Annotated in this window: 9 protein-coding genes; 3 read left to right on the forward strand and 6 right to left on the reverse strand. The window is 60.0% G+C overall.

The features are described from left to right. Positions 1-942: hypothetical protein (locus VFO93_RS18435; RefSeq protein ID WP_325135858.1), on the forward strand; the 942-nt coding region annotated here is incomplete at its 5' end. A 195-nt stretch (positions 943-1,137) separates the two neighbouring features. Next, complete coding sequence (locus tag VFO93_RS18440) at positions 1,138-2,301, forward strand: zinc-dependent alcohol dehydrogenase (RefSeq protein ID WP_325135859.1); 1,164 nt, start codon at positions 1,138-1,140, stop codon at positions 2,299-2,301. Positions 2,302-2,447: 146 nt separating this feature from the next. On the opposite strand, the gene VFO93_RS18445 is transcribed toward VFO93_RS18440, so the two are convergent. The 3 genes from VFO93_RS18445 to apaG form a co-directional block, all read right to left on the reverse strand. After that, on the reverse strand, positions 2,448-3,311 hold the full coding sequence (locus tag VFO93_RS18445) for a sigma-70 family RNA polymerase sigma factor (RefSeq protein ID WP_325135860.1): 864 nt from the start codon (positions 3,309-3,311) through the stop codon (positions 2,448-2,450). Positions 3,312-3,572: 261 nt separating this feature from the next. Then, the gene (locus tag VFO93_RS18450) at positions 3,573-4,445 is read right to left on the reverse strand and encodes a class I SAM-dependent methyltransferase (protein ID WP_325135861.1); all 873 of its coding nucleotides are present in this window, start codon (positions 4,443-4,445) and stop codon (positions 3,573-3,575) included. Positions 4,446-4,461: 16 nt separating this feature from the next. Then, the gene (gene apaG, locus VFO93_RS18455; RefSeq protein ID WP_325135862.1) at positions 4,462-4,848 is read right to left on the reverse strand and encodes a Co2+/Mg2+ efflux protein ApaG; all 387 of its coding nucleotides are present in this window, start codon (positions 4,846-4,848) and stop codon (positions 4,462-4,464) included. A gap of 132 nt (positions 4,849-4,980) precedes the next feature. Between apaG and VFO93_RS18460 the strand changes: the two genes are divergently transcribed. Beyond that, positions 4,981-5,643, forward strand: a complete 663-nt coding sequence (locus VFO93_RS18460) for a uracil-DNA glycosylase (protein WP_325135863.1) — start codon at positions 4,981-4,983, stop codon at positions 5,641-5,643. Positions 5,644-5,757: 114 nt separating this feature from the next. Here VFO93_RS18460 and VFO93_RS18465 read toward each other — a convergent pair whose 3' ends face one another. From VFO93_RS18465 to tsaD, 3 genes are all read right to left on the reverse strand, one after another. Next, positions 5,758-6,549: a C40 family peptidase gene (locus VFO93_RS18465; RefSeq protein WP_325135864.1), complete on the reverse strand. Its 792-nt coding sequence runs from the start codon at positions 6,547-6,549 to the stop codon at positions 5,758-5,760. A 97-nt stretch (positions 6,550-6,646) separates the two neighbouring features. Then, the gene (smpB, locus tag VFO93_RS18470) at positions 6,647-7,102 is read right to left on the reverse strand and encodes an SsrA-binding protein SmpB (RefSeq protein ID WP_325135865.1); all 456 of its coding nucleotides are present in this window, start codon (positions 7,100-7,102) and stop codon (positions 6,647-6,649) included. A 97-nt stretch (positions 7,103-7,199) separates the two neighbouring features. Continuing rightward, positions 7,200-8,201, reverse strand: coding sequence for a tRNA (adenosine(37)-N6)-threonylcarbamoyltransferase complex transferase subunit TsaD (gene tsaD, locus VFO93_RS18475; protein WP_325135866.1), 1,002 nt, complete (start codon positions 8,199-8,201; stop codon positions 7,200-7,202). Positions 8,202-8,263 lie beyond the last annotated feature (62 nt).

Genomic DNA, 8,263 nt, shown 5'->3' on the forward strand with positions numbered 1-8,263 from the left:
GAGAGGGGGCCGGGGGGTGAGGTTCCACGGCTGGGCAAGCTATTCTGGCTCCTGCTAACTCTTAATCTTAACTCCCACGCCCAAACCACCGTGCCCAGCGCGGCCTCGGTAGCGCCCGCTGCCGGCGTGGCCCCCGTCGAAGCCGCGCCCCCAGCCAAGACGCTGAACCCCAACGCGCCCGCCCCGGCCCCCGGCTCCTGGACGCTCGTCAAAACCCTGACCTTGCCCAACGCCAGCGCGGCGTCCATCGACCGGCGCGGTACGCTCTACCTGGCTGATAAGGGCAACAACCTGCGCCAGCTCACCACGGCCGGGCAGCCGCTTAATACCTACTCGCCGCCGCAGCCGGGCCACGTGGCGGTGCTGGAGGCCTGGAACCAGAATGCCGTGCTCGTCTTCTACGACGACCGGCAGCAGGTGCTGCTGCTCGACCGCTTCCTGGCCCCGCTCAGTGAAATCAGGCTGGCCGACTACGTCGATGGCACCGTGCGCACGGCCACGCTCGCGCCCGACGGCCTGCTCTGGCTGCTCGATGAAAGCAACCTCGTGCTGCGCGAGTTTGACCCCCAAAACCTGCGGATGGTGCAAAACACGCCGCTCGACCTGCTCATCGGCCGCAGCCGGCCCGACTTCCGCTTTCTGCGTCAGTACCAGAATAACATCTACCTGGTGGACCGTACCAGTGGCATTTTCGTCTTCGATAACCTCGGCAACTACCGCAAAAAGTTGCCCTTCGCGGGGCTCGATTTTATCACGTTTCGGGGCGATGAATTGGCGTACCTCAAGGATGGCGCGCTGCACTTTTTCCACCTCTACAACCTCACCGAGCGCACCCAGCCGCTGCCCGCCGGCCTCGATGCAACTACCGTGCGCCAAGTGCTGCTCGGCGACCAATACGCCTACTTCGTCACGACCGCGGGCGTGAGCTTGTACCAGTTATAAAGAGGCAAGGAATCGACTGATGGTTAAGCTGAGAGCCGGCCGATTGCGCCCAGGTTTGAACGCCGGTAAGCTGGGCTAAGCAGCTACCTGTAACGCCGTTGCAGGGCATGGGAAAGATAGTGGGAAGCGCAACCAGCCAGTAGCCAGGCCGTTAGCTTGGGCTGATTCTCCTTTCTCACTTTCCTGTTTCTTCCCATGAAAGCTCTCGTGTTTCACGGCCCCCGCAATGTCAGCGTCGATACGGTAGATGACCCCGTGCTCAAAGACTCACGCGACGCCATCATCCGCGTGACGAGCACCGCCATTTGCGGCTCCGACCTGCACATTTACAACGGCTCGTTGCCCACTACCCCGATGGTACTCGGGCACGAGTTTATGGGCATCGTGGAGGAAGTGGGCAAGGGCGTGGGCAATCTCAAGCGCGGCGACCGCGTGGTGGTGCCCTTTCCTATTGCCTGCGGCCACTGCTTTATGTGCAACCACGAGCTGCCCGGCCACTGCGAAAACTCGAACCCCGAGCATTACGGCCCCGAAGGCGGCCTGCTGACCCAGAAGGGCGGCGCGCTCTTCGGCTACACCGACCTCTACGGCGGCTACGACGGCGGCCAGGCCGAGTACGTGCGCGTACCCTACGCCGACTACGGCCCGCGCAAAGTGCCCGATTTCCTGACTGATGAGCAGGTGCTCTTCCTCACCGACATCTTCCCGACCGGCTACTCGGGCATCGACTGGGCCGAGGTGAAGGGCGGCGAGTTCGTGGCCATTTTTGGGGCCGGGCCGGTGGGCATCATGGCCGCCAAAAGTGCCTGGCTGCGCGGCGCGGCCCGCGTGGTCATCGTGGATACCCAGCAGTACCGCCTCGACAAAGCCAAGGAAACTACCCGTTGCGAAACCCTGCTCTGGCAAGACGGCCACGACGTGATTCAGCAAATCCGCGACATGAGCGCCGGGCGCGGGGCCGACGTCTGCGTCGATTGTGTGGGCTTTGAGCCCGACCGCAACCTGCTCGACCGCGCCAAGGCCGTCATCAACCTCGAAAAAGGCTCGCCCAAAGTGCTCGAAGCCTGCATGAGCGCCGTGCGCCGCGGCGGCGTAGTGACCGTGCTCGGCGTGTACGCCACCACCAACGACAACTTCCCAGTGGGCCAGTTTTTCGATAAAGGCATCAAGCTGGTGGGTGGCCAGGCCCCGGCCCACCGCCACATCGACAAGCTGTTGCAGCACATCATTAAGGGCGAGGTAGTGCTCGATGATATCATTTCGCACCGCCTGCCGCTCTCGCAGGCCGCGCACGGCTACGACATCTTCCGCCACAAAAAAGACAACTGCCTGAAAGTGGTGCTGCGGCCCGGCGAGTAAGCATTGGACTAAATGAAAAGAAAGCGCCCCGGCCAGCTTGGTCGGGGCGCTTTGGCTTCAAGCAAAATAGCCCCGCCCTTAAGCAGAACGGAGCTATTTGATAAACAAAGAGTAAAAAGCGGCAGCCGCGCGCGCAGGGCGCCGGGCTAGCCCAGGTACGATTTGAGCGACTGCGAGCGCGAGGTGTGCTGGAGGCGGCGAATGGCCTTCTCCTTCACCTGCCGCACCCGCTCGCGGGTCAGGCTGAACTGCTCTCCGATTTCCTCCAGCGTTTGCGCGGCGTGGCCATTCAGCCCAAAGTGGAGCGTAATGACATCGGCCTCCCGCCGGGTCAGGGTCGAGAGCGCGCGCTGCACCTCCCGGCGCAGCGAGTCGTGCAGCAAGCCCGCATCCGGGGTTTCCTGCCCGTCATCCGTCATCACGTCGAGCAGGCCGTTTTCCTCGCCCTGCACGAAGGGCGCATCCATCGAAACGTGGCGACCCGAAATTTTGAGCGTGTCCACTACCTCGGAAGTCGTCAGCTCCAGCAGCTCGGCAATCTCATCGGGCGAAGGCTCGCGCTCAAACTTCTGCTCCAACTCGGCAAACGAGCGGCTGATTTTGTTGAGCGAGCCCACCCGGTTCAGCGGTAGGCGCACGATACGGCTTTGCTCGGCCAGGGCTTGCAGAATGCTCTGGCGAATCCACCACACGGCGTAGGAAATAAATTTGAAGCCTTTAGTTTCATCAAAGCGCTTGGCCGCCTTGATGAGCCCCAGGTTGCCCTCATTGATGAGGTCACCCAGCGTCAGGCCCTGGTTCTGGTATTGCTTGGACACCGAGACTACAAAACGCAGGTTGGCCTTGGTCAGCTTTTCGAGGGCCATATGGTCGCCGTCGCGGATGCGCTGGGCTAGCTCTACCTCCTCGTCAATCGACACGAGGCTCACTTTGCCAATCTCCTGCAAGTACTTATCCAGGGACTGGCTTTCGCGATTGGTAATCTGCTTACTTATTTTTAACTGTCTCATGCGGGCGCGGCGCTACTTAGAAGGAGGGTAACAGCAAGCTATAACTTCTGGATGGGCCGCTTGGTTCGACGGCTCCGGCAACGGCGGCGCACCAAAAAGCACACAATGAAAGTAAATTGCTAGCTATCAGCTATTTTTCAACCACATACAGTACGTATTCTTAAAAAAAACAACCAGATAAAACACCGTGACTGGGCTTGGCCCCGCGCGGATGTGTGAATTAAGCTTTCATTGATGCGATGCAAACGGGCAAACAGCCTGCTAATACCGCAGCCAGAAAGCCTGCCGCGGCTGTGTCTTCCTGAAAAACACCAAACCCACGTAAAACAAATCTACCGTCACGGTCACGGCCGGGTGGGCTTTAATAGCTTCCCAGGCCCGCTCCATCTCAGCCGACCAGTGAATATCATCCAGCACAAACACACTGTTTTCGTGCGCCTTAGCCAGGCACTGCTCGAAGTAGCGCAGCGTAGGCTCGTAGCGGTGGTTACCGTCGAAAAACGCAAAATCAACGGGCTGCGCCAGCCCAGCCAGCGTGGCAGGCAGCGTCTGGTCGAGGTTGCCTTCGACTAGCCGCACGTTATTGATATTCAGCTTTTCAAAAGTATCGCGGGCCTCGGCAGCTGTGTTGGGGCAGCCCTCGAAGGTGATAACCTGGCTGCGCGAGCGGGCCGCCGCGAGGTAGGCCGTAGTCAGGCCCAGCGAAGTGCCCAGTTCCAGCACGGTAGCCGGCTGAAAGTGATTGACCAGCCGAAACAACAGTTGCGCCAGGCGCGGTGGCTTGGCCGCGTGGCGCGCGATGGCGCGCACCCGGCGCTGCGCGCCGCCCGCCACCTGTGAGCCCGCCCCGAAGTCCTTGACGGTAATACTTTTAGTGCTTCTCAGCAATTCGCGCCGCCGCTCCTCGATGCGGGCGTAGGCCCCAAACTCGCCATCGTGGCAGATAACCGTGGTGTAGAGGCCGTAAACAAACGGCGAGTGCAGGCCGTGGGCGTTGCCCGAGCGCAGCCAGTAGCGGAGGTAAGCGAGAGGTTGGTACGTATTCAACATATTCAGTGTCATGCTGAACGCAGTGAAGCATCTCGACCACACCGTTGAAACGATGTGGTCGAGATGCTTCACTGCGTTCAGCATGACGGTAAAAGTACCGCTAATTCATCCGGTAGGGCACCATCAGGGTAAACTCCGGGATGTTGACCTGGAAATTATCGCCGTTGCCCAAGCGCTCCATCAGGTAGGTGCCTTGCATCTTGCCCATGCCCGATTTCAGATTGCAGCCGCTCATGTACTGGTGCGACTCGCCGGGCTCGAGCACTGGCTGGCGACCTACCACGCCCTCGCCCTCTACTTCGCGCACAGTGCCGTTGGCATCGAAGATAAACCAATGGCGGCGCAGCAGCTTTACGGTGTGGCTGCTATTGTTGCGAATATCAATGCGATAGGCAAATACAAAATGCTCCTGCGACGGGCTGGAGTAGTCGGGAAGGTAATTGGTCGTAACCGTAACGGTTACGCCCTGCGTAGTGGTAGTAGGCATAGCGGCGGCGGGGCGAAGGTTCGCTACGGGGCCAACAGCGGCCCGGAATCTTTGGTTTTATACGAAGTAACGTTGCCAACGGCTTGCCCGCCACTTTATTTTTCGCTTTTCGCCTTCCTCTCCCCTACCCTCATGGTCAAAATTGCCGAAAGCTGGCGCCCCGTGCTGGCCGCCGAATTTGAAAAACCCTACTTTCAAAAGCTAACGGCCTGGGTGCGGGGCGAGTACGCCACCACCACGGTGTACCCGCTGGGCTCGCAGATTTTCCACGCCTTCGATGCCTGCCCCTTCAACGAGGTCAAGGTCGTCATTCTGGGCCAAGACCCCTACCACGGCAAAAACCAGGCGCACGGCCTGGCCTTTTCGGTGAGTGAGGGCGTGCGAACGCCGCCCTCTTTACAAAACATTTTCAAGGAGTTGCAGGACGATATCCCCGGCACGCCGCCCGCCCCCAACGGCAACCTCGACCGCTGGGCGCAGCAGGGCGTGCTGCTGCTCAACGCTACGCTCACGGTGCGCGCCGCCACGCCCGGCTCGCACCAGAAGAAGGGCTGGGAAGAGTTTACCGACGCCGCTATTAAAAAGGTATCGGAGGGCCGGCCGCATGTGGTATTCATCCTCTGGGGCGCGTATGCCCAGAAGAAGGAAGAGCTGATTGATACCAGCAAGCACTTGGTTATCAAGGCTGCACACCCATCGCCTTACTCAGCCGACCGGGGCTTTTTTGGCTCCAAGCCGTTTAGTAAGACCAATGCCTGGCTGGAGCAGCATGGCGAAGCGCCTATTCAGTGGTAATTCGGCTGTACCGTAAGCTTTAGCTTGCGAGTGAGCGCAGCGAACATCTGCGTTTGCAAACGTCAGAAAACGTAGATGTTCGCTGCGCTCACTCGCAAGCTAAAGCTTACGGTACTACTGAGTTAGCACCCGTTTTATCAGCCGCAGCTTGTGGCTGTACTGCTGCCTATCGCGGTTGAAAATGCCGTGGTGGTCGAGCGGGTCAACCCGCACCTCGCCGTGGGCGTGCAGTATTTGCCCCTCGTCCAGCACCACACCTACGTGCACGATGCGGCCCTCCGCGTTTTCAAAAAACGCCAGGTCGCCAGTCTTAGCTTGCGTCACAAAATCGACGGGCTCGCCCGCCTCAATCTGCTGGCGGGCATCGCGCGGCAGCTGCACGCCAAGTAGCCCGAATAGCTGCTGCGTGAGCCCCGAGCAGTCGAGGCCAAATACGCTTTTGCCGCCCCACACGTAGGGCGCCCGCAGGTAGAGTTGCCCCAGCTTGCGCAGCAGCAGCAGTTGGCGCTCGAGCGCAGCAGGGTGCGCGGGGTTAGTGGCCGTACCGTTGTAAAACAGGTATTTATCGCCTATTTTCAAGGTCATGCCGTCGAAAAAAGGCAGCCGGCAACCCAGCGTAATGGGCTGCCGCGTGGCCGCGTCCGACACTACCTGCACCAGGTCGAGCGCTCGTGGGTGGTCCTGCGCCCGCCACGCCGCGAAATAGTCGGCGCTCACGGGCGTGTGCTGCTTGAAGTCCATCCAGCCCTGGTAGTGGTCGGCGGCGCTTTCCACGCGCAGCCAGTTGCCCTGCCGCGTCAGCACGGTGTAGCAGTCGCCAAAAAGCAGCTCGGTTACCATCTCGGCCTTATCGCTGGCCTCGGCCCGCACGGGAACGGCGCTAAGCGCGCAAATACCTGGGTTCAAAATTGGTGAATGAGTGAGGGTGTGAATGAGTGAATGAACAAGCAAACAGATAATTGAGCAGTAAACTCACTCAATCACTCATTCGCTCATTCACCATTTACCGAAACCGCTCCATTTCGCGCTTCTGGTCTTTAGCTTTCAAATCTTCGCGCTTGTCGAAAAGCTTTTTGCCTTGCGCCAGGGCTATTTCGAGCTTGGCAAAGCCGCGGTCAGTCACGAACAGGCGCAGCGGGATGATGGTGAGGCCCTGGTCCATTTTGCCGGCCAGCTGCTTGAGCTCGCGCTTATTCAGCAGCAGCTTGCGCGTCCGCATGGCGTCGTGGTTGTTGTAAGTACCCAGGCTGTAGGGCGCAATGCGGACGCTATGCACCCACAGGTCGCCCTTGTGGTCGAAGGTGCAGTAGCCATCGGTGAGGTTGGCCTCGCCGGCGCGGATGCTTTTTATTTCGGTGCCTTGCAGCATCATGCCCGCGTCGTACTTGGCCAGGAAGGTGTATTCGTGGCCGGCGCGGCGGTTTTTGATGTTGATGGGGGCAGGCGTTTTGTCTTTCATGACCGCAGATTCAAACGGATTTTTAGGATTTAACGGATACGCTTGGCTGCGCCAAGCTGGCTGGGTGGGCGTTAATCCGGTTTTTGTTCTTTTGCTTCTACGTCAGTTTTAGTCTGGGGTCGGGGCTGGTGAGCTGGCTGGCGAAATCGCCGGCTTCGTATTGGAAGATGGCCGCCTGGCCCACCATGGCCGCGTTGTCGGTGCAAAACTCGAAATCGGGGATGAAAACTGCCCATTTTTCGGTTTCGGCCATAGCTTGTAGGCCTTGGCGCAGGCCCGAGTTGGCGGCTACGCCGCCGGCCAGGGCTACCTGGTGCAGGCCGGTGGCCTGGACGGCTTTTTTTAGCTGCTTCAGCAGCGTATGCACGATGGTGTGCTGGATGCTGGCGCAGAGGTCGGCCAGGTTTTCTGCAATAAAATTGGGGTTGGCGGCGGTTTCTTTTTTCAGGAAGTAGAGCACCGACGTTTTCAGGCCGCTGAATGAGAAATTGTAGCCATCCAGCGCGCCTTCGGGGAAAGTGAAGCGGCGCGGGTTGCCGGTTTGAGCCAGCTTGTCGAGGCGCGGGCCGCCGGGGTAAGGCAAGCCCAGCAGCTTGGCCGTTTTGTCGAAGGCCTCGCCGGCCGCGTCGTCGATGGTCTGGCCCAGAATTTCCATTTCCAGCGCGCTGCGCACCACCACCAACTGCGTGTGCCCGCCGCTCACGGTGAGGCACAGAAACGGGAACGCCGGCTTGGGCTCGCGGATGAAGTGCGCCAGGATGTGCGCCCGCATGTGGTTCACGGCCAGCAGCGGCTTGCCCAGCGCCAGGGCCAGGCTCTTGGCAAACAGGTTGCCTACTAATAAGGAGCCCAGCAGGCCAGGGCCTTGCGTCACGGCTACGGCGTCAAGGTCGGTTTTTTCGATACCGGCTCGCTTGAGGGCGGCCGTGACTACGGGCAGCAAATGTTGTTGATGCGCCCGCGAGGCCAGTTCGGGCACCACGCCGCCGTATTGCTCGTGCACGGCCTGGCCGGCTACTACATTGCTCAGCAGCTGGCCGTTGCGAAATACTGCCGCGCCGGTGTCGTCGCAGCTCGATTCGATGGCGAGAAGAATCATGGTTTAGGTCTGAATTTTGAGTTGGAGTTTACGCCCGTCATGCAGAGCGCAGCGAAGCATCT

Origin of the sequence: Hymenobacter sp. (assembly GCF_035709525.1) — a bacterium.
GTDB lineage: Bacteria > Bacteroidota > Bacteroidia > Cytophagales > Hymenobacteraceae > Hymenobacter.

What these genes read in the sequence shown, in the direction of transcription:
- tsaD (WP_325135866.1), bottom strand. Translation starts at nt 8,201, where the DNA reads ATGATTCTTCTCGCCATCGAATCGAGCTGCGACGACACCGGCGCGGCA.
- VFO93_RS18445 (WP_325135860.1), bottom strand. Translation starts at nt 3,311, where the DNA reads ATGAGACAGTTAAAAATAAGTAAGCAGATTACCAATCGCGAAAGCCAG.
- smpB (WP_325135865.1), bottom strand. Translation starts at nt 7,102, where the DNA reads ATGAAAGACAAAACGCCTGCCCCCATCAACATCAAAAACCGCCGCGCC.
- VFO93_RS18460 (WP_325135863.1), top strand. Translation starts at nt 4,981, where the DNA reads ATGGTCAAAATTGCCGAAAGCTGGCGCCCCGTGCTGGCCGCCGAATTT.
- apaG (WP_325135862.1), bottom strand. Translation starts at nt 4,848, where the DNA reads ATGCCTACTACCACTACGCAGGGCGTAACCGTTACGGTTACGACCAAT.
- VFO93_RS18440 (WP_325135859.1), top strand. Translation starts at nt 1,138, where the DNA reads ATGAAAGCTCTCGTGTTTCACGGCCCCCGCAATGTCAGCGTCGATACG.
- VFO93_RS18450 (WP_325135861.1), bottom strand. Translation starts at nt 4,445, where the DNA reads ATGCTGAACGCAGTGAAGCATCTCGACCACATCGTTTCAACGGTGTGG.